The organism is Brevibacterium sp. MGP-B1, assembly GCF_057766545.1.
In genome coordinates, this window is record NZ_CM173407.1 from 3,673,552 (window position 1) to 3,692,841 (window position 19,290).

The 19,290-nt window shown below is 65.5% G+C and carries 17 protein-coding genes; 10 read left to right on the forward strand and 7 right to left on the reverse strand.

The features are described 5' to 3' along the window. Positions 1-16 precede the first annotated feature (16 nt). The 8 genes from AC3CD9_RS16720 (at position 17) to dapA (ending at position 9,692) form a co-directional block, all read left to right on the forward strand. Entirely contained in the window at positions 17-307 is a 291-nt protein-coding gene (locus AC3CD9_RS16720) for a sarcosine oxidase subunit delta (protein ID WP_139467723.1), read from the forward strand. Then, positions 304-3,231 (forward strand): glycine cleavage T C-terminal barrel domain-containing protein, encoded by a 2,928-nt coding sequence (locus tag AC3CD9_RS16725; RefSeq protein ID WP_488365109.1) that lies wholly within the window; start codon positions 304-306, stop codon positions 3,229-3,231. The genes AC3CD9_RS16720 and AC3CD9_RS16725 overlap by 4 nt, the downstream gene beginning before the upstream one ends. Continuing rightward, positions 3,224-3,940, forward strand: coding sequence for a sarcosine oxidase subunit gamma (locus tag AC3CD9_RS16730; protein WP_488365110.1), 717 nt, complete (start codon positions 3,224-3,226; stop codon positions 3,938-3,940). Before AC3CD9_RS16725 ends, AC3CD9_RS16730 begins: the two co-directional genes overlap by 8 nt. Then, the gene (locus AC3CD9_RS16735) at positions 3,940-5,406 is read left to right on the forward strand and encodes an L-serine ammonia-lyase (RefSeq protein ID WP_488365111.1); all 1,467 of its coding nucleotides are present in this window, start codon (positions 3,940-3,942) and stop codon (positions 5,404-5,406) included. The genes AC3CD9_RS16730 and AC3CD9_RS16735 overlap by 1 nt, the downstream gene beginning before the upstream one ends. Positions 5,407-5,463: 57 nt before the next feature. Then, positions 5,464-6,318, forward strand: coding sequence for a formyltetrahydrofolate deformylase (gene purU / locus AC3CD9_RS16740; RefSeq protein WP_488365112.1), 855 nt, complete (start codon positions 5,464-5,466; stop codon positions 6,316-6,318). A 157-nt stretch (positions 6,319-6,475) separates the two neighbouring features. Next, positions 6,476-7,144, forward strand: a complete 669-nt coding sequence (locus tag AC3CD9_RS16745) for a GntR family transcriptional regulator (protein ID WP_488365113.1) — start codon at positions 6,476-6,478, stop codon at positions 7,142-7,144. Between the two features lie 122 nt (positions 7,145-7,266). Further along, a complete protein-coding gene (locus AC3CD9_RS16750) occupies positions 7,267-8,754 on the forward strand; it encodes a protoporphyrinogen/coproporphyrinogen oxidase (protein ID WP_488365114.1) in 1,488 nt (495 codons plus the stop codon). Further along, complete coding sequence (gene dapA, locus AC3CD9_RS16755; protein ID WP_488365115.1) at positions 8,751-9,692, forward strand: 4-hydroxy-tetrahydrodipicolinate synthase; 942 nt, start codon at positions 8,751-8,753, stop codon at positions 9,690-9,692. Before AC3CD9_RS16750 ends, dapA begins: the two co-directional genes overlap by 4 nt. A 41-nt stretch (positions 9,693-9,733) precedes the next feature. On the opposite strand, the gene AC3CD9_RS16760 is transcribed toward dapA, so the two are convergent. From AC3CD9_RS16760 to AC3CD9_RS16790, 7 genes are all read right to left on the reverse strand, one after another. Then, on the reverse strand, positions 9,734-10,714 hold the full coding sequence (locus AC3CD9_RS16760) for an IS3 family transposase (RefSeq protein WP_488365116.1): 981 nt from the start codon (positions 10,712-10,714) through the stop codon (positions 9,734-9,736). A 17-nt stretch (positions 10,715-10,731) separates the two neighbouring features. Beyond that, positions 10,732-11,202, reverse strand: a complete 471-nt coding sequence (locus AC3CD9_RS16765) for a transposase (RefSeq protein WP_488365117.1) — start codon at positions 11,200-11,202, stop codon at positions 10,732-10,734. Positions 11,203-11,298: 96 nt separating this feature from the next. Next, complete coding sequence (locus AC3CD9_RS16770; RefSeq protein ID WP_488365118.1) at positions 11,299-12,288, reverse strand: Ldh family oxidoreductase; 990 nt, start codon at positions 12,286-12,288, stop codon at positions 11,299-11,301. Between the two features lie 80 nt (positions 12,289-12,368). After that, a complete protein-coding gene (locus AC3CD9_RS16775; protein ID WP_488365119.1) occupies positions 12,369-12,569 on the reverse strand; it encodes a hypothetical protein in 201 nt (66 codons plus the stop codon). A 184-nt stretch (positions 12,570-12,753) separates the two neighbouring features. Then, a complete protein-coding gene (locus AC3CD9_RS16780) occupies positions 12,754-14,139 on the reverse strand; it encodes an MFS transporter (RefSeq protein ID WP_488365120.1) in 1,386 nt (461 codons plus the stop codon). Further along, the gene (locus AC3CD9_RS16785) at positions 14,136-14,708 is read right to left on the reverse strand and encodes a TetR/AcrR family transcriptional regulator (protein WP_488365121.1); all 573 of its coding nucleotides are present in this window, start codon (positions 14,706-14,708) and stop codon (positions 14,136-14,138) included. The genes AC3CD9_RS16780 and AC3CD9_RS16785 overlap by 4 nt, the downstream gene beginning before the upstream one ends. A gap of 171 nt (positions 14,709-14,879) precedes the next feature. Then, positions 14,880-15,803 carry an IclR family transcriptional regulator gene (locus tag AC3CD9_RS16790; protein ID WP_488365122.1) on the reverse strand — a complete coding sequence of 308 codons (924 nt, stop codon included), beginning with the start codon at positions 15,801-15,803 and terminating at the stop codon, positions 14,880-14,882. 253 nt (positions 15,804-16,056) lie between these two features. Between AC3CD9_RS16790 and AC3CD9_RS16795 the strand changes: the two genes are divergently transcribed. Together AC3CD9_RS16795 and AC3CD9_RS16800 are read left to right on the forward strand one after the other, a co-directional pair. Beyond that, a complete protein-coding gene (locus AC3CD9_RS16795) occupies positions 16,057-17,685 on the forward strand; it encodes a GMC family oxidoreductase (RefSeq protein WP_488365123.1) in 1,629 nt (542 codons plus the stop codon). Then, positions 17,682-19,214 carry an aldehyde dehydrogenase family protein gene (locus AC3CD9_RS16800; RefSeq protein ID WP_488365124.1) on the forward strand — a complete coding sequence of 511 codons (1,533 nt, stop codon included), beginning with the start codon at positions 17,682-17,684 and terminating at the stop codon, positions 19,212-19,214. Before AC3CD9_RS16795 ends, AC3CD9_RS16800 begins: the two co-directional genes overlap by 4 nt. Positions 19,215-19,290: the final 76 nt, after the last annotated feature.

The following is a 19,290-nucleotide window of genomic DNA, read 5'->3' on the forward strand; positions in this document are numbered from 1 at the left end:
GGAAAGAGACACCGACATGCTGCTCATCGACTGCCCGAACTGCGGGCCACGCGACGAAACCGAATTCCACTACGGCGGACAGGCGCACGTTCCCTACCCCGAAGACCCGCACGCCCTGACCGACAGGGAATGGGCCGAGTACCTCTTCTACCGTGAGAACAGCCGCGGCGCCTACGCCGAGATGTGGAGCCACAGCGCTGGCTGCCGGAAGTGGTTCAACGCCATCCGCGATACGGCCACCTACGACTTCACCGCCATCTACCCGATCGGCTCGCCCCGTCCCGACACGCAAGGAGAGGTTCGATGACGAACACCACCCGCCTGCACTCGGCGTCTCGTCTGCCCGGTGCCACCGGCATCGACACCACCCGCCCGATCGACTTCACCGTCGACGGAGCGACCTACTCGGGCTTCGCCGGTGACACGATCGCCAGCGCGCTCATCGCCGCGGGCCGCATCGACTGCGGCAACTCGACGTACCTCGGACGCGCCCGCGGCATCCTCGGCGTGGGCGTCGAAGAGTCCAATGCGCTCGTCCGCGTGCAGCCCCGTTTCCCCGGAGACGTCTCCGAGTCGATGCTGCCCGCCACCCGCGTCGCCCTCGCCGATGGTCTCGAGGCCGACTACCTCGCCGGGCTCGGCATCCTCGATCCCGGCCAGGACGAACTGACCTACGAGCACAAACACGTCCACACCGACGTCCTCATCGTCGGCGCCGGCCCCGCCGGACTCGCCGCCGCCCGGGAGGCCGGCAAGTCCGGGGCCCGCACCCTGCTCCTCGACGATCAGTCGATTCCCGGCGGCTCGCTGCTCGCCGCGGGACCGGCCACCACCGAGACCATCGACGACGTCGACGCCCTGGCGTGGGTCGAGTCCACCGTCGCCGGATTCGCCGAGCATGAAGAGCTCACGTACGTGCCGAACACCACGGTCTTCGGCAGCTACGACTCGAACTACTTCGTCGCCCTCGAAGACCGCACCGACGCCGTCGCCGCGGCCGATGGCCGCGGAGTGCGCCAGAAGGTCTGGCATGTCCGCGCCGGTCAGGTCGTGCTCGCCACCGGCACCCACGACCGCCCGATCGTCTTCGCCGATAACGACCGCCCCGGCATCATGCTCGCCTCGGCCGTGCGCACCTACCTCGGCCGCTACGGTGTGGCCGCCGGGCAGAACGTGGCCGTGGCGACGACGAACGACTCCGCCTACGATCTCGTCACAGACCTCCACGCGGCAGGCATCACCGTCCCCGCGGTCATCGACTCCCGTCCGACCGCCTCGGCGATCGCTGAATCCGTCACCGCGGCCACGGGCACCCGCCTCATCCTCGGCTCCGCCGTCACCGGCACCGCCGGTGACGGGCCGGCCGGACGTATCAGCGCCATCACCGTCGCCTCCCTCGACGACGACGGTGTCGTTGCCGGAGCAGGCGAAGAGATCGCCGTCGACCTGCTCGCCGTCTCCGGCGGTCACTCGCCGGTCATCCACCTCCACGGGCAGCGCAAGGGCCGGATCCACTGGAACGCCGACAGCGCGGCCTTCGTTCCCACGGCCCCCGTCCGCGACCAATTCACCGTCGGATCCGTGACCGGAGACTACTCGCTGGAAGCGGCCCTGCGGCAAGGAGCGGAAGCCGGGAACCAGGCTGCGAACCGGACCGGCTTCCCGGCCGCACTGAGCGTCCCGGCAGCCTCCCCGATGGCCTACGCGCCGGCCCGCCCACTGTGGCTGGTCACCTCGGCTTCCGACGACCATGACGCGCTGAGCACGCACTTCATCGACTTCCAGCGTGACCAGACCGTCGCCGACGTGCAGCGGGCGATGAGCGCAGGCATGCGCTCGGTCGAGCACATCAAGCGCTACACCTCGATCTCGACCGCCAACGATCAGGGCAAGACCTCAGCGGTCAACGCCATCGGCGCGATCGCCTCGGTGCTGGGCAAAGCCGAGGACCTCGGACAGGTCGGACACACGACCTTCCGCGCCCCGTTCGCGCCGGTGCCGTTCGCGGCACTGGCAGGACGGCGCAAGGGCGAACTCTTCGACCCGGCCCGGGTCACCTCGATCCACCCCTGGCACGTCGCCCACGGAGCCGAATTCGAAGACGTCGGCCAGTGGAAGCGTCCCTGGTACTACCCGCGGCCGGGTGAGGACATGGAGGCCGCGGTGCTGCGCGAGGGCAAAGCCGTGCGCGAGTCCGTCGGCTTCCAGGACGCCTCGACGCTCGGCAAGATCGAGATCCGTGGGAAGGACGCCGGAGAGTTCCTCGGCCAGATCTACACCAACGGCTTCAAGAAGCTCAAGGTCGGCAAGGGTCGCTACGGGCTGATGTGCAAGCCCGACGGAATGATCTTCGACGACGGCGTGACACTGCGCGTGGCCGAGGACCGCTACTACATGACGACGACCACCGGCGGGGCGGCGACCGTCCTCGAATGGCTCGAGGAATGGCACCAGACCGAGTGGCCCGAACTCGACGTCGTCTTCACCTCGGTGACCGAACAGTGGTCGACCGTCGCCGTGGCCGGACCCCGGTCGCGCGATGTCATCGCCAGGGTCGCACCGAACCTCGATGTGTCGAACGAGGCCTTCGAGTTCATGGGCTTCCGTGAGACCACCCTGGCGAACGGCATTCCGGCTCGCATCTGCCGGATCTCGTTCTCCGGTGAGCTCGCCTTCGAGATCAACGTCGACACGTTCTACGGGCTGGCCGTGTGGGAGGCCGTCGCCGAGGCGGGTGCCGAGTTCGACATCACCCCCTACGGCACCGAGGTCATGCACGTGCTGCGTGCCGAGAAGGGCTTCATCATCGTCGGGCAGGACACCGACGGGACCGTGACCCCGCAGGATGCGGGCATGGAGTGGATCGTCTCGAAGGTCAAGGACTTCATCGGCAAACGCTCCTACTCCCGGGTCGACACGGCCCGCGAGGACCGCAAGCACCTCGTCGGCGTGCTGCCGATCGACGGCACGACGCGCCTGGCCGAAGGCGCCCAGCTCATTGCGGCGGGCACTCCCGTCACGCCGGAGGACGGGCCGGTGCCGATGATCGGGCACGTCACCTCGTCCTATATCTCGCCGAGCCTCGACCGGCCGTTCGGACTCGCACTCGTCGAGAACGGCCGCAACCGCGAAGGTGAGATCGTCAAGTCCCCCTTCGGCGACACCCTCGTCGACGTCGAGATCACCTCGCCCGTCTTCTACGACCCGGAAGGAAACCGCCGCGATGGCTGACACCACCTATTCCACACTTTCCGCCACGACGGCCGCGGCAGGGACCGCCCACACGGGCACCGGGTCGAGCGGACTCGATGACCTGCGGGTCTCGCCGGCCGGGCACCTGGCCGGGCTGATGTCCGAGGCGAGTGCCGCCGGCGGCCGCAGCGTCGGCCTGCGCGAACTGCCCTTCACGGTGCAGATCGGCCTGCGGGCACAGCCTGACTCGGCGTCGTGGAAGTCGCTCGAGGATACGTTCGGTCTCAGCCTGCCGCGCAGCGTCGGCGAAGTCACCGGTGATCCGGCGGCTCAGCACGTGCTGTGGCTGAGCCCCGACGAGTTCCTCGCCGTCGACGTCTCCCGCGAGCAGCAGCCGGGTGAGACGATCGTCGCCGAGGCAGGACTCGAAGGACTGCCGGGACAGGCCGTCGACCTCTCCGCCAACCGCACGATCCTCGAACTGACGGGGCAGAAGGCCCGCGAGGTGCTCGAGAAGAGCTGCCGCGCCGACCTCCATCCCCGCGCCTTCGGAGTCGGGTCCGCGATCGTCACGGCGCTGGGTCCCGTGCCGGTCATTCTCCACCACAGCGGTGAGGACACGTACCGCATCTACCCGCGGGCGAGCTTCGCGGACTTCACGGTCCGCTGGCTGCTCGACGGAATGTCGGAGTTCCTCGACAGCGTCGATGCCAGCGGTGCCTCGGCGCGTGAAGAGGACGTCGGCTGATGGCACTCGGGGTCCTCGATCTGTTCTCGATCGGCATCGGCCCCTCCTCCTCACACACGGTGGGGCCGATGCGTGCAGCCTTGCGATTCGTCGACGAACTCGAGGGGCAAGGTCTCCTGCATCGGGTGCGTCGGGTCCGGGTCGGACTCTATGGTTCGCTGGCCGCGACCGGCATCGGGCACGGTTCGGATTCGGCGGTGCTCGTGGGTCTGAGCGGTTTCGATCCCGAAACGCTCGACCCCGACCAGGTGGGCCCGCTGGTCGCCGAGGTGAAGACCCAACGCAAGCTCCACCTCGGCGGGCGTCTCGTCATCGAATTCGAACCGGAGACGGATCTCGTCCTGCACATGCGGAAGAATCTTCCCGGCCATCCCAATGGGATGCTCATCCGCGCCGAGGTCGACGATGAGGTCATCGAGCGCGAGTACTACTCGGTCGGTGGGGGATTCGTCGTCACCGCCGAGGAGCTCGCGGCTGAGAAGGACGCTGCGGAGACGATCGAGGCCTCTGAACAGGCCGGGCAGGAAGTCGGTCGGACGATTGATTTCGCGACGGCCGATGAACTCCTCGCCCGCTGCCGCGAGCATGGGCTGAGCATCGCCGAGCTCATGGCCGTCAACGAACGCGTGACCCGCAGTGATGAGCAGCTGCGGGAGAAGCTCTTGGCGATCTGGGCGGTGATGCGCGAATGCGTGCACAACGGATGCACGCGGGAGGAGACGACGCTGCCCGGCGGGCTCAAGGTCCGCAGGCGCGCCCCCGAACTGCGGGCGAAGCTCGAGGACGCGGACTACCGGGCATCGGGTTCGCTCGATGCCCTCGAGTGGGTCAACCTCTTTGCCTTGGCCGTCAACGAGGAGAACGCCTCGGGCGGGCGGATCGTCACTGCCCCGACGAACGGGGCCGCGGGCATCATTCCCGCGGTGCTCCATTACATGGACCGGTTCGTCACCGGCGACGGGACGGCTGGCGGGGATGCGAGCTCCGGCGACGGAGCAGGCGCCGCCGCTGGTGCGAGTGCTGCCGACGATGCCGTCGTGCAATTCCTGCTCACGGCCGGGGCGATCGGGATCCTCTTCAAACGCAATGCGTCGATCTCCGGCGCCGAGGTGGGCTGCCAGGGCGAGGTCGGATCGGCCTGTGCGATGGCTGCCGCAGGCCTGTGCGCCGTACTCGGCGGAACTCCCGAACAGGTGGAGAACGCCGCGGAGATCGGACTCGAGCACAACCTCGGGCTGACCTGCGATCCCGTCGGCGGGCTCGTCCAGGTTCCGTGCATCGAACGCAATGCCATCGCCTCGGTGAAGGCGATCAATGCGGCCCGGCTGGCCATGCACGGCGACGGCACTCACCGGGTGAGCCTCGATCAGGCGATCGAGACCATGCGGCAGACTGGAGCCGATATGAAATCGAAGTACAAGGAGACATCGCGCGGCGGCCTCGCCGTCAACGTCGTCGAATGCTGAGCACCATCCCGACCTTGCACCACACAGATCTTGCCCCACGGACAGAAGGACACGGACATGCAGGACTACATCTTCACTCTCGAATGCGCCGAGCGCCCCGGAATCACGCATGCCGTGACCGGTGCCCTGCTCACCCACGGCGGAGACATCAAGGAACTCAAACAGTTCGATGACCAGTCGACTCAACAGCTGTTCCTGCGCATCGACTTCAGCGTCTCCGACGAGCCCGGCAATGGTGTCGAGGCTCTGCGGACCGACTTCGAAGCGATCGGCGAGGAGTTCGGCGCGACCTGGCAGCTGTGGCCGCAGGGGGAGAAGCGGCGGGTGCTCATCATGGTCTCGAAGTTCGAGCACTGCCTCAACGACCTGCTCTTCCGCGCCCGGGTCGGCGAACTGCCGATCGAGATCGCCGCGGTCGTCTCGAACCACCCCGACCACCGGGAGCTCGTCGAATGGCACCACATTCCCTTCTTCCGGATCCCGGTGACGAAGGAGACGAAGCCCGAGTCCGAGGCGAAGCTGCTCGAACTCGTCGACCGCTTCGAGGTCGACCTCGTGGTGCTCGCCCGCTATATGCAGATCCTCTCCGACGACCTCGCGCGCGAACTCACCGGACGCGCCATCAACATCCACCACTCGTTCCTGCCGTCGTTCAAGGGCGCGAAACCCTACCACCAGGCATGGGAGCGCGGAGTCAAGACCGTCGGGGCGACCGCGCACTTCGTCAACAGCGAACTCGACGAGGGTCCGATCATCGCTCAGCAGCTCGTCGAGGTCGACCACGCCTTCACGCCTGAGGACCTCGTGGCCGCCGGCCGCGATGCCGAGTGCAAGGCGCTGTCCAACGCCGTGAAGTGGCACTGCGACGGGCGTGTGTTCCTCTCGGGCAAGAGGACTATCGTCCTGCGCTAGAACCGCTTTCGCGCCGACCGCTCAGGTTGCCGTCGCTGTACCGCGTTATGCGGCGAGCGGTCGAAGGCAACCTGAGCGGTCGGCGTATCCACGGTGCCGAGGGGACGGAGGCCATGAAACCGCTGCATGCCGCCTCGGCGTGGATAGACTGTCGACTATGAGCGAGACCCAGACCGAGATCGGCCCGCGCATCGGCGACCAGGTGTTCGAAGCGCTGCAGGCGAGCATTCTCTCCGGCGAATATCGCAGCGGCGATCGACTGCGGATACGCCAGCTCGCGGCGTCCCTGGGTACGAGCGTCATGCCCGTGCGGGAGTCGCTGGCCCGGCTCGAGGAGGTCGGACTCGTCGAGACCAGCCCGCACCGCGGGGCCGTGGTCAAGGAATTCACCGCCGAGGAGCTGCTGCAGATCTATTCGGTGCGTCGCATCCTCGAGGTCGAAGCGACGGTCCAGGGCACGCAGAAGCTCGACGCGGCAGGACGGGCACGCCTCGATGAGGAGTTCGCGTCGATGGAGGCGGCTCTCGACTCCGGCGATGCCTCGGAGTATCTCGACCACGACGAAGAGCTGCTCTCGACGATCTATTCCGCCTCGGACAATCCCGTCCTCGTTGAGACGATCCGGACCCTGTGGCTGCGCTGCCGGGCGTACAAACTCGTCGGTGCCAGGCGGGAGATCGCGGCCGACGCCAAGGCGCCGCTGCTCAAGCACCAGCGCCGACTCATGGACGCCGTCGACGCGGGAGACCCCGCGGCCGCCGCCGAGGTGACCGAGGAGTCCTTCGACGACGCCGTCCGCCGCATCCGTGCCGGGTTGGGCGCCTGACAGAAATCGCATGAAATCGGGTGTGATCAGACACTTGCGAGTAAATGTGATCACATTCTATTCTGTGTGCAGACGATCCGCGTGAAGGTGCGCGGCCGCTCAGAGTAGAGGGGGTGCTCCCCATGAAAGATGCCGTTATCGTCGGCGGCGGACTCGCCGGACTGTCAGCAGCGTGGAGACTGCGCAATTGGGATGTGACGCTGTTGGAATCGGGTTCCCGAGTCGGCGGTCGGATCCGTTCGGAGAACCGCGGACGCTACTTCCTCAACTGGGGCGGACACATGTTCGCCGGAGGCAAGACAGCGACGAATTCACTCATCACCGAGACACAGACCCGTTCGTCGGAGATCCCCGGATCGCTGTCTGCGGTGTCGATGAACGGCAAGTTGCTCATTGACGGACCCGTCCAGTCGTATCCGTTCCGGATCCCGATGTCATTGAAGGACCGCGCATCGATGATCAAGGCTGGGGTCAAGGTCTCCGCCGACGTCCTCCGCTACGCCAATGCCGTGCGACTGCGCCCGAACGAAAGTTCGGAGATGCGTCAGCAGAGGATCTATGACTTCGAGAGCGACCGCTCGTTCGCCGACTACATCGGGGAACTCTCCGAGGATGCCGAGGCGATGTTCCGCCCGACGATCACCCGTTCAGCCGCCGATCCCGATGAGCTCGCCGCCGGTGCCGGCATCGGCTACTTCAGCCTCGTGTGGAACATCGGGCAGGGTCTCAACCGCAGTATCGGCGGCGGGCCGTCCAACCTCGTCGAGTCGATCGCGGCTCCGCTGCAGGAGAACATCCAGCTCGACGCTAAGGTCTTTGAGATCGTCCATCAGAAGGACCATGTCGTCATCCGCTATCGGCAGGACGACATCGACCATGAGATCGAAGCGCTCTCTGTCGTCCTCGCCGCCCCGGCGACCGTGGCTCATAAGATCGCCGTCGACCTGCAGGAGGATAAGCGCGAGGCGCTCGGGCAGATCGTCTACGGTCCCTACGTCTCCGCGGCGTTCCTTACCAACGAGACCGAACCTCAGCCCTGGGACCGGGCCTACGGGATCGCCACACCGAAGCGCTCGTTCAACGTGGTGATGAACCAGGGCAACATTGTCCGCGGCACGGAATCGGAGCGTCAGCCGGGCGGAAGCATCATGACCTTCTCTCCGGCGAGCCTTGCCGGGAAGCTGCTCGACCAGGACGACAAGGACATTCTCGACACCTACATCGGCGACCTCGACGAGGTCCTGCCCGGGTTCGCCGGCATCGTCGAAGAGGCCCAGGTGCAGCGGTGGCGCACCGGCGCACCCTACTGCTTCCCGGGTCGCGGCAAACTTCAGCCGACGCTGAACAAACTCTCCGGCCGGGTGTTCCTCGCCGGCGACTACATGGGCACCTTGTACACGGAGACCGCCATCAGCTCCGGTTTTACGGCCGCGCAAGAGGCCGCGAACATCCTCGTCACAGCGCGTCAGACCCGCCGACACCACCCCGTCCAGCACCCCAACGAGAACGAACCGCCTCGACATGAGGCGAATACTCACAACACCGCACCTCAGGCAAACACTGCATCTCAGTCAACCAACGCTTTACAGACCCTTATGGAGACATCATGAACATTCAGCTGCGCGGAGTCCTCACCGCACTGACCACCCCCTTCGACGCCGAGGAGAACATCGACTATGACGCCCTCGGGCGCATCGTCGATCGGTCGATCGACGGCGGAGTCGACGGACTCGTCGTCGGCGGTTCGACCGCAGAATTCGCGACCATGACCGGCGAGGAACGTCAGTCCGTGCTCGAATTCGTCATCGAACGCACAGCCGGGCGCTTGCCGATCGTCGCGCAGACCGGAGCCACCTCGACGCGGGAAGCCATTCGCCACTCCCAGGCGGCGCAGGCATCCGGAGCCGATGTTCTCATGATCGTCACACCCTATTACGAGCCCCTGACGCTGGCCGAGACGATCGACTACATCAAGGCTGTCGCCGCTGCCGTGGACATCGACGTCATGCTCTACAACATCCCCGCGGCCACCGGCGTCAACCTCGACCCCGGCACAGTGAGGCAGCTCGCCGAGGGTGTCGCGAACATCCGCTTCATCAAGGACTCGAGCGCGAACTGGGAACAGGCACTCCAGCTCATCCACCACCACAGCGACGTCATCTCCACCTACATCGGCTGGGACAGCTTTATCTACTCGGGTCTCGTCGAGGGCGCGGCAGGCATGGTCGCGGGAGCCGCGAACGTCCTCCCCGCTGAGATCGTGTCGGTGTCGAAGCTCATCGCCTCCGGAGACCTCAACGGTGCGCGCGAAGTGTGGAAGACTCTCTACCCGGTCATCGACGCGATGATCTCCGAACCGTTCATCCAGGCGGTCAAGACCGGCCTCGAGCTGCGCGGCGTCCCCGTCGGCTCGCCGAGACGGCCCCTGGCTGACACCGACCCCGACGTGAGGGAGCGGATCAAGGTGGCGCTGGACAGCTCGGCGGGTGAGCTCAGACGCCGACCGCTCAACTCGGCGTCGAGCTCTCGCTCCGGATTCAGCCACTGATGCCGACCGCTCACGTTGCCGTCGCTGTGCCGAGGAAATTGTCAACCTGTTTGAGACATTGTGTGGATATTGATGCCAGTCGGCAGGACTTGTGCCGCCAGAGGTCGTCGCCGAAAACGGGATGGATAAAGCAACTGGGCTCGATCCAGATGTGCTTGTCGCTTTGCGATGAGTTCATTGACACTGCCGTCATAGACCGCTTGGGGTGGATAATGACCGATTCCTGAGTGCCGATGATTGCGTGAATACTCGTCAAGGAACTCCGCCGTCCATGCCCGAGCGTCGTCGAGCGACTCGAACCGTTCAGGGGCAGTCGGCGAGTACTTGATCGTTTTGAACATCGATTCGGAAGACGGGTTGTCGTCGCTGACACGTGGTCGCGAATGCGAAGCAATCGCTCCTTGAGTCTCCAGAAGGTCGAGGACTCGTTGGCTACGCATCGGCCCACCATTATCCGAATGGACAACCTTCGGGACACCGTGCCTGGCGAACGCGGTCGCGAACATTTTTGCGGCGAGCTCACCGGTCTCCGCACGGTCAAGACACCACCCGACCGGACACCTCGAGTAGACATCGATGATCAACATCAGCCTGTACTCCTGCCGGCCAGGCCCCTTCAACAGGGTCGTATCCCACGACCACAACTCGTTGGCCTTCGTCGCAGCAGCCACAGGTGCATGACGAGGCCCACGGGCCGCTTGGCGGCGACGATCTCCAACAAGCCCCCGAGTCTTCGCGACCCGATAGAAAGTCCGTTGAGAACACATAATCTCCTCGGTTTCCAAGCTCTTCCAATACACCTGTTGGACGGAAAGATCGATATTGTCCTCACGGGCCAAGACCTCGAAAATTGTGTCCTTCTCCGCGTCCGTTAACCGTGACGGCTGGGCCCGCTCGGCTGCAGGAACGGGCACCGCGACCGCAGTGTAATGCTGATATCCGCGATGAATCCTGTAGTACGTCGACCGAGGCAACCCGACCAACGCACAGGCCCGGCTGACACTCATGCCGACGACGTGCAAATCAGTGACCGTGACGATCAGCGCACCCCGTGCTGCTTGAGCCAGCTGGCATATTCCTCGGCGCTCATCAACGACGGCGGGATCGGTGTGGTCTGCGGTTCCGAACTCGTGGTGATCCCCTCCAAGAGCTCGTATGCTTTTCCCATGATGTCCTGGGCCGCTTCGGCCTGTGCGACCTTCTTCTTAAGCCTCTCGTTCTCCTCTCTCAATCGCACTATTTCTGCTCGGTCGGACGCGTCTAGACGATCCTTATCCGAGCCTTTACGCGATCGCTCTCTCAACGTTGCGTCCAACCTTCCGTTATCACGAGCCGCGAGCCACCGTTTCGCTGTTCCGTACGCGAGGTTATGCTCTCGAAGCAGCATCGTCTTCTGTCCGCGTTCGATACAAGCATCCCACTCGCGGAGGAATTGTCTCCTGAACTCGTTATTGAATGATCGGCGTCCTGTTGGGGAGATGCCGGGCTGGGCAGTGATCATGGTGCTCATACCTCCTACCCGCCCCTGCCAGGACTGTCTCACGACCATCCTGGCAAATAGGGTATGCGATGCGCGGTCGACGGTAACTCGAGCGATCGGCGAAGCTCAACTACGGCTGCGAGTGATCAGCGCAGAGTGGAGTTCCTCCGGCAGCTTGACGACCTCGAGGCTGCGTTTGCGGCCGAAGTCGAAGCCGAACCGTGCATGCAGACGGTCGAGATGCTCGGCGACCCGCAGCGAATAGTCAGGGTCGAAAGCATCTGCCGCGATCGCGATGATGAACAGGCCAGTGCCCGGACTCTCCTGTCCCGAGTCGAAGGCAGGTGCGTCGACGGAGAAGCGGCCCCCGCCGTGGACGGCGAGGAGTTCGATCATGAGAGCGACATTGCTGCCCTTGACCCCGCCGAATGGCAGCAAGGAACCGGCGAGGGCGGCCTCGGCATCGTTCGTGGCCGCTCCGTCGGGTGCGAGTGCCCATCCGTCGGGGATCGTCTCTCCTCGATCGGCGGCGTCGCGGACGTTGACCCACGCGGTAGCACTGGTCGCCTGATCGAACATCCGCGGGCCATCGGAATGGGGAACGGCGAACGAGAACGGGTTCGTTCCGGTCGCCGATCCCGGTGCGCCGAACAGCGACATCAGCGCCGGTGAGTTGGCCCCTGCAAACGCCACCAGGCCTCGTTCGGCCAGTCGCGTCGTAAAGTGGCCGAGCTCTCCGGCGGTGAAGGCGTTGGCGATGTTGAGGACGGAGATGCCGAGCGTTGCGACAGACGAGGCGTAGTCGTCGAAGGCTGCGTCGAAGGCGAGCTGCGCGGTGCCGCGGTCGGCGTCGACGTGGTGTGCGGCGGGCAGGCGATTCGTCACTCGCGGCTGCGCCTGCCCGTTGATCCGGCCGGCTTCGAGCCCATCGAGGTAGTCGATGAGGTGCGCGGTGCCCACCTGCGTCTTGCCCCGTCGCTCGGCCGCCACTGTTGCATCGGCCAGGGATTGCGCCAGCGCTGGTGATCCGCCTGCCGCGGTGATCGCTGCGATGCACAAGTCACGCAGTTCGGGAATCGTCAGGGACACGGTCGCGGCGTCAGGAGTCTCCGGCATGCCCATCACGCTACCGGAGCTCGGGTGTTCAAGGGGAGCAGTCTGGCATGGGAGCGGGGCGGCTCACTTGGCCGAGCAGCCTACCTGAACAGATCCCAGATGCTGAACGTAGTGCGTTTGTAGACCGCGTTGCGTGCGGCACGCTTGGGGTTCTTCACCACGCCCATTCCGCGCTGACCATAGCCGGGAACGACCGCCTTCTTGACGGCGCGCTTGGCACGTCCGGTGGTTCGTGCCTTCAGTGAGCGTTTCAGGGATGGCTTGCGCATACCGAATTTCATGGCGCTCCTCTTCTCTCGTCCGCGACCTCCGCCGCTACGGCAGGTGTCACTATGACAATAGTGTGATGCGGGACTGCCGTGAAGTACAGCGCGAGCTCCCGGAAGACGCGCGCAGTTGACAGAATTGTCCATCAGCTCATCAGCCGCCACGAATTCCCGCGCCCGCCACCAAGAACGGAGTGTGTCATCTGCTCGCCGGGCGCCGCCGAATCGCAACAACGGCGATGCTCAGTGCAACGAGCGGAATGGTCAGGAATCCAGCGGCCGTATAACCGAACTCGTCGGGAACCAGCGAGTCAGCAGGGGTTGCGGTCGCCAACAGCAGACCGGCGAGAGCGCTGCCGAAACTGAAACCGCTGGCACGAACGATCTGATTGATCGAGAGGACACTTGAGGTCTCGGATTTCGGCACCCCGTCGAGGACGAGCCGCGGCATGATCGCTGAGACGCCGCCCACGCCGAAGCCGAGCAGGCTCATCGCAATCAGTACGACGATGAGCGAATCCGGAGAGAAGGCGAATACGGCCATCCCCGCGATGACAGCTGCCGAATGGATCGCAAAGGTCCACCGCGCCGATGTCTTCTGCGCCAGGGACGGGGTGGCCCGACCCGCGACGAACCCGAGTACGGAGAAGGGAATGAGCGCAGCTCCGGCAGCGGGTCCGGTGAGGCCGAAACCGTATCCCGAATTCGCCGGAGTCTGCACATAGCGGGTGAACAGCGAGAACAGCAGATACATCGCGACTGCGGAGGCGAGCATGGCGATGTTGGCGCGCAGCACATTGCCCGTGAGGAAGAGACGCAGGTCGACGAGCGGTGATGTCGTTCTGCGCTCGACTGCCGCCCAGCCGGCGAATGCGGCGGTGGCTGAGATGAGGATCAGCGCGCCGATCCACGGCTGTTGCCACACCGAAGGCTGAGCGACGACCATGAGCACGCCGAGGATGCCGAGCGCCAAGAGCAGCGCACCCGCAGAATCGATGCGCACTCTCTGCCGCGAGTTGCTGCCCGGGAGGGTGCACCAAGCGAGGACGAAGGCGGTCAGGGACAGCAGGAAACCGAGGCCATAGGCGATGCGCAGGCCCGCCGCTTCATCGACGAAACCCATCAGTGGGTACGCCACGCCGATGCCCACTGTGGACGCGACCGACACCGTCGCGATCGTTGACTCGGTACGAGAAGCACTCAGGTGATCGCGTGCAATGCTCATGAGAAGCGGAGTGACTCCGAGACCGAGTCCCTGAAGTCCGCGACCGATGATGAGCACGGCGAAATGGGCGGGAACTGCGGTCAGCAGACCGCCGAGGGCGACGAGTCCCAAGGCGATGAGCACCGTCGCCCGACGTTGTCGACCAGCGCCGAGGCGGCCGAGCACCGGTGCCGTGACCGCGCCGGTGAAGAGGGTGATCGTCAGTGTCCATTGCGCCATCTCGAGCGGCACGTTGAGACCGAGTGCCGCCGAGGTGATGAGCGGTGCACCGACTCCGCCGATGACTGCGCCGAGGAGGGCGATGACGATGATGGAACGCGAAAGGGTTCCTTCGGTGGGGCTGCTGTTCGGGGAGGTCATCGGTTCGTCTGGTCATCGATGTGGTCGAACAGACCGGGGCGAATCAGAGTGCGGATGCCGCTGGCCCAGTCTTCGTCGACCTCATTGATGTCCAGAGCCGCTCCGACGTTGAGCAGCATACCGAAGGCGAGGAAGGTCTTGACGGTGACCGGATCGAGCTCGGTGCTGTCGGCGACGACCTGCCACATGTAAGCGAATCTCTCGCGAACTGCCCTCTTGACCTCGGCGTCTCCGCAGGCCGCGAGTCCCTGCAGCTGGAGGAGCAGCGAATGCCGATCGGTGAGCAGATCATAATACTGAGAACCCATGACTTCGAGGGCCTGTCGACCGGTCTTCCCCTCGGCAGCTGCGAGCATGGCCTCGCTGACCCGGTCGAAGGATTGGGCGACGAGTTCGAGGAACAGTGCCTTCTTCGTGCCGAACATGCGGAAGATGTACGCCTGCGTGATCCCTGCCTCCCGGGCGATTGCGTCAGTCGACGCGCCGTGCAGTCCGTGTTCGGCGAACTCCTTCGCGGCGAGTTCGAGAACCTGTCTGCGGCGATCTGCGCCGCTCATCCTCTGTGCCATGGGAATAAATTATCAGTTAGTGACTAGTAACTAAAGTTGCTGCCACGAAGATGCGAGTTGGTCGCTTTCACGGTGGAGGTGCTTCCTGCGGGTGAATCCGTCTCGATCCAACAGCGGAATTCGAGGTGGATCCACCCGCACGAGTCATGCGCGAGAGGATCGGAGGGCAGATCAGAGGTCGCCGGAGTCCGGGGTGAGGTCGGCTTGGGAGCTCAGCGCCTCGGCGATGGCCTTCGCTTCCCGGCGCAGCAGAGCGACGAGGCGTTCGACCCGGGAACCGGTGACACGGTCGGCGATCGAGGCGATCGACAGGGCCGCACGCGGGCGCGAGCCGCGGATGCGCAGCGGAACCGCGACCGCCCACGACCCCTTGGCGAAGAGCCCCGGATTGTGGACGAAGCCGTCGATGCGGGCCTGATCGATGATGTCGCGCAGGTGCGGAACGGAAACCTTCGGATACCTCTCGGCGAGGATCTCGGCGTTGGCCTCGAACTGGGCGTCCACCTCGGCGGGGGAGAGCTCGGAGAGGATCGCCAGCGATCCGGCACCGATGCCCAGCGGGTGGCGGTCGCCCACGGACAGGGCGTTGTTGAAGATCTCACCGAAGCCCTCCTCGCGGCGGGCGCAGATCGAATAGCTGCCCGTGCGCAGAGTGAGGAACACGGTGTCCTGACTGAGCTCGGCCAAGCGCATCAGACTCGACTCGGACTCCGTGACCAGGGGGTCCACCGATTTCTGGGCCAGCTGGCCGAGGATCTGCGACTGCACGCCGAGGCGGTATCCACCCTCTTCGAGGCGTTCGACGTAGCCCATGGCGATGAGCGCCTGGAGCATGCGGTGGACGCTGGCCTTCGGGCGGCCGCTGATCGAAGCGAGCTCGGACAGGCTCGCGCCCTCGCGCCGCTCCCCGGCGATGAGCCCGACGAGGTTGAGCAGGGTCAGGGCGCGTTGGATGCTCTGAGCGCCGGTGCCCGGTTCGAGGCTGTCGACGGCGTGGGCGACATTGAACGAAGCGGACCGGCGCAGGAGCCGACCGCGCATCTTGATGCGATATTCCTCGCGGAGGTCCTCATTCGAATCGGCGCCGTTGTGCATGTCTCCATTATGGACCGTGCGCCTCGCATTGCGGCCGCGGACTCTGCGGAACCGACCAACGGCGGGCCGCCTCGGCGAGCTGACCTGGGGCGATCCACCTTCCGCGGAAAACGTAACCGGAGTTCGGGGTCCATTTGTGGTCGACTCACAATCGAGCGCCAGGAAGTCTGGGCCGACTCACGAAGCATCCTCGCTGTGGCCTGCACCACACTCGAACTGCACCCCGAAGCAATGACGCAACAGTGAGGACATCATGTACGACTACATCGTGGTAGGCGCAGGATCGGCCGGATGTGTGCTGGCCGCTCGTCTGAGCGAAGATCCCGACGTCAACGTCGCGCTCATCGAAGCCGGAGCCGCCGACACCGCCGACGAGATCCACATCCCAGCAGCATTCAGCACCCTGTTCAAGAGCCAGTGGGACTGGGACCTCGACACCGAACCGGAACCCGAACTCCACCGCCGCCGTGCCTACCTTCCCCGCGGCAAGATGCTCGGCGGATCGAGCTCGATGAACGCGATGATCTACATCCGCGGCAACCGCGCCGACTACGATCAGTGGGCCGCCGACGGTGCCACCGGCTGGTCCTATGACGACGTCCTTCCCTACTTCCGGAAAGCCGAATCCAATGAGCGCGGGGCGGACGACTTCCACGGAGCCGACGGCCCGCTGACCGTCTCCGAATCCCGGTCGATGAATCCGCTGTGCGACGCCTGGGTCGACGGTGCCGTCGAAGCCGGATTCGACCACAACGAGGACTTCAACTCCGGTGAACAGCTCGGGGTCGGCCGCTTCCAAGTCACCCAACGCGACGGAATGCGCTGCAGCACCGCCGTGGCCTACCTCCACCCTGTGGCGGAGCGGAAGAACCTCACCATCATCACCGACGCCCACGCCCGCAAGGTGGTCTTCGAGGGCAAGCGCGCCGTCGGAATCGAGATCGAACGCTACGGCGAGATCGAACAGATCCGCGCGAACCGTGAGGTCGTGCTCTCGGCCGGCGCCTACGGCTCCGCCCACCTCCTCCTGCTCTCCGGCGTCGGCCCGGCCGCCCAGCTCGACGCCTTCGGCATCGAGAAGGTCGCCGACCTGCCCGTCGGTGAGCGCATGCAGGACCACTACATGGTCATGCTCAACTACACGACCGACCTCGAAACGCTCAAGACCGCCGTCTCCCCGGCCAACGCCGAACTGTTGCAGACCGCCGGCCGCGGCCCGCTGACCTCGAACATCGGCGAAGCCGGCGGCTTCTTCGAAACTCGAGAAGGGCTGAACGGTCCCGATGTGCAGTTCCACTCCACCCCCTGCCTCTTCGCCGAGGAGGGGCTGGGCGCCCAGACGGTCCAAGGACTGGCCGCCGGTCCCTGCGTTCTCAAACCCACGAGCACCGGAACGCTCACCCTGCGCTCGCCCGACCCGAAGGTCGCGCCCCGGATCCTCCACAACTACCTCGGATCCGAGGAGGACAAGCAGAGCATCCTCGCCGGACTGCGCATCGCGCTGGACATCGCCTCCCAGCCGGCGATGCAGGCCGTCATCAAGGACGACTTCATCGTCCCCGAGGGCTTCAGCGACGAGGAACTGCTCGACTTCGCCCGGCAGGTCGGACAGACGCTCTACCACCCGACCTCGACCTGCTCGATCGGCCACGTCGTCGACCCCGAGCTCAAGGTCATCGGCGTCGACGGGCTGCGCGTCGCCGACGCCTCGGTGATGCCCACCGTCGTGCGCGGCAATACGAACGCCCCGACGATCATGATCGGCGAGAAGGCCGCCGACCTCATCGCCGAATCCCGCACCACCGACACTCGCACCGCGAAGCCCACCACCGCCACCGAGGCGGCCACCCCCATCACACAGAAAGACGAGGTTCCGGCATGACCGAGATCCCCACCTACCGAATGTTCATCGACGGCCAATGGATCGACACCGCCGAGAAACACGCGATCACCTCACCGGCCACCGGGCAGACCGCCGCCCGAGTCGCCTTCGGCGGAGTCGAGCATGCCGATGCCGCGGTCGCCGCTGCCGTTGCCGCTCACGAAGAGGGCACGTGGCGGAACATGACGCCTGACCAGCGCGCGGACATCCTCGACCGGATCGCCGCGAGCATGGAGGCCAAGGCCGAGCGGCTGTCCGCCCTGGCGACTGCCGAGAACGGAGTCACAGTGCGCACCGCCGGCGCCTTCCACATCGGCCTCGGTGTGGCGAACCTGCGCGTCTTCGCAGGCATGGCCCGCGGCTTCACCCCCGAACAGGACAATCCGCTGGCACCGGCCACCGGCGAGGCGCGAGCGACCATCCGCCGCGAACCCATCGGGGTCTGCGCCGGCATCGTGCCCTTCAACTTCCCCCTCGTTCTCGCCGGATGGAAGCTCGGACCGGCCCTGGCGGCAGGCAATACCTTCGTGCTCAAAGCCGATGAGAACACCCCGCTGACCCTGCTCGAACTCGCCCGGTCCGCCGAAGAGGCGGGCCTGCCGCCCGGTGTCCTCAACATCATCACCGGCCCCGGCGAGACTGTCGGAGCCCGGCTCGCCGAACACCCGGACGTCCGCAAGATCGGCTTCACCGGATCCACCGAGGTCGGCAAGAGCGTCCAACGCGCAGCCGCCGACAATCTCAAGAAGGTGACCCTCGAACTCGGCGGCAAGGGCCCGAACATCATCCTCGACGATGCGAACCTCGATGCCGCGATCGACGGTTCCATCTTCGCCTTCCTCATGTACTCCGGGCAGGTGTGCGAATCCGGCACCCGACTGCTCGTGCCCAATTCGCGCAAGGACGAGATCGTCGACCGCCTCATCACCCGCTTGCAGGATGTGACGATCGGCGATCCGACCGATCCCGCCTCGGACATGGGCCCGGTCGCCTCTCAGGACCAGAAGGCCCGGGTCGAACGCTACCTGGCGATCGCCGCCGAGGAGGGGGCGACGCTGGCCTACCGCGGGGCCCTTCCCGAGGGGGAGATGTTCGAGACCGGGGCCTGGGTGCCGCCGATCGTGTTCACCGATGTCACCAACGACATGCGCATCGCCCGCGAGGAGGTGTTCGGTCCGGTCCTCGTCGTCATCGGCTACGACGATGAAGCCGAGGCGGTCGCGATCGCCAACGACAGCGAATACGGGCTCTCCGCCGGAGTCTGGGGCTCATCCGAGCGTGCCCGCGCTGTCGCGAACTCACTCGAAGCCGGAACCGTGTGGGTCAACGACTGGCACGCGGGCTTCCCGTTCAACCCGTTCGGCGGGTACAAGCAGAGCGGCATCGGCCGGGAGCTCGGCCCCGATGCCCTGGCCGAATACACCCAGGTCAAGGCGGTCCAGGAAAGCCTCGACGCCGACTGGGCCAAACACGGATACGCTCTCGTGCTGCCGGCGCCGGCCGAGGTTCCGGTTCCGGTTCCGGCCTGACCATCCGACGTCGGGTCCTGAGGATCCGACGTCAGGTCCTGAGGATCCGACGTCGGTTCGTGAGGTCATCGATCCC